The sequence below is a fragment of the Mesorhizobium sp. M0019 genome (assembly GCF_040323975.1).
Classification (GTDB): domain Bacteria; phylum Pseudomonadota; class Alphaproteobacteria; order Rhizobiales; family Rhizobiaceae; genus Mesorhizobium.
Genome location: NZ_JAMYVK010000135.1, coordinates 1 through 1,209 on the forward strand (window position 1 = coordinate 1; position 1,209 = coordinate 1,209).

General features: G+C 58.6%; 1 protein-coding gene. It reads left to right on the forward strand.

The window, feature by feature from the left end:
• Window positions 1–275: 275 nt before the first annotated feature.
• A complete protein-coding gene (locus tag NKK47_RS35005; RefSeq protein WP_352579928.1) occupies window positions 276–506 on the forward strand; it encodes a hypothetical protein in 231 nt (76 codons plus the stop codon).
• The last annotated feature ends 703 nt before the right edge of the window (window positions 507–1,209 follow it).

Genomic DNA, 1,209 nt, shown 5'->3' on the forward strand with positions numbered 1-1,209 from the left:
CGCCTGACCTTCACGCATCGCCATCATAGAGCCCGCCGCGCCCACGCACGCGTGCCAATCATGCGGCCTTCGTCGTATGCGTACGAAAGGAACGCGCCGCCGGCGGATTGAAACTCCAGTCGGGCTACGCCTCCCTGCGTTCCAACCCGCCGACATTCTCATCCTGATTGGGTTCTTCCGCATATTTGATACTGTTGGCGAAGTCAGCACTTTGGGCTCGACGAATGGAGAGGCCTTGATTCCCTGGGTATTCCCACTGATTCGAGGAGTATTGAATGTCGTTGCGGCCAGAACTTTCGGTCGGAATTCCTGAGGAAACGATGCGGGTCGCCAAAGCTGCTTTTCCGCGCGGCTGCGTGCTGATGATCCTGCGCGACGATTTGGGGCCGATCTTCCATGACCAACAGTTCGCGTCGTTTTTCCCGCGCTCTGCAAGCCACACGGGAGCTAGCCAAGCTTTATTCCTCGATGCGGTTGTTCATCAATTTCTTTCAGCCATCATTTAAGTTGAAAGAAAAGCATCGTGACGGAGCCAGGGTGGTCAATCGGTATCATCGTCCCGCCACGCCCTATCAGCGGCTGCTTGACGATGCACGCACGCCGGAGGATACGCGCCTTCGCCTCAAGGCGATGTACCTGACGCTCGATCCGGTTCGGCTGCTGCGCGAGCATACGCCTGGCACAAGAGAGGTTGGTCGACATCGCCGACAAGCCGGACGGTTCGGCTGCCGCCGACGGCGAGGCATTGCCGCTCGAAGACCTTTCTGCCCGGGTTGCGGATTGCGTGGCGTGGTGAGGAAGTGAACCCGACCGCCCGACCCAAGCCGGCGGTTAAGCGAGAGCGGCGCAGACCCGATCCTCTCCTTGCCGTCACTGCCGAGTTTGAGGAATGGTTCGAGGCAGAGCCTTGGCGAACGTCACGAGAGTTGCTTGAACGCTTGCAGGTCAAATACCCCGGCGTGGATCCCGACGGCCCCCATTCGAACCGTGCAGCGTCGAATGAAGATCTGGCGCAGTACGCAAGCCAATGCGTTGGTGTTCGGGCCATTCGCCGATGCCTGCGGACGGAAATTGTAGAGGTCGTGCAGTGAGATCATCCCCGAGCAACACAGGATCGGCAGAGGCTAGGTAGTGAACCCATTAATTCGAAAAGAGGATCAGGGTTAGCGCACGGGTTTGAGATGATCGCCGTTTCGACCATATTCTTTG

Coding starts and splice junctions, on each gene's coding strand:
- NKK47_RS35005 (WP_352579928.1), top strand. CDS start 276: ATGTCGTTGCGGCCAGAACTTTCGGTCGGAATTCCTGAGGAAACGATG.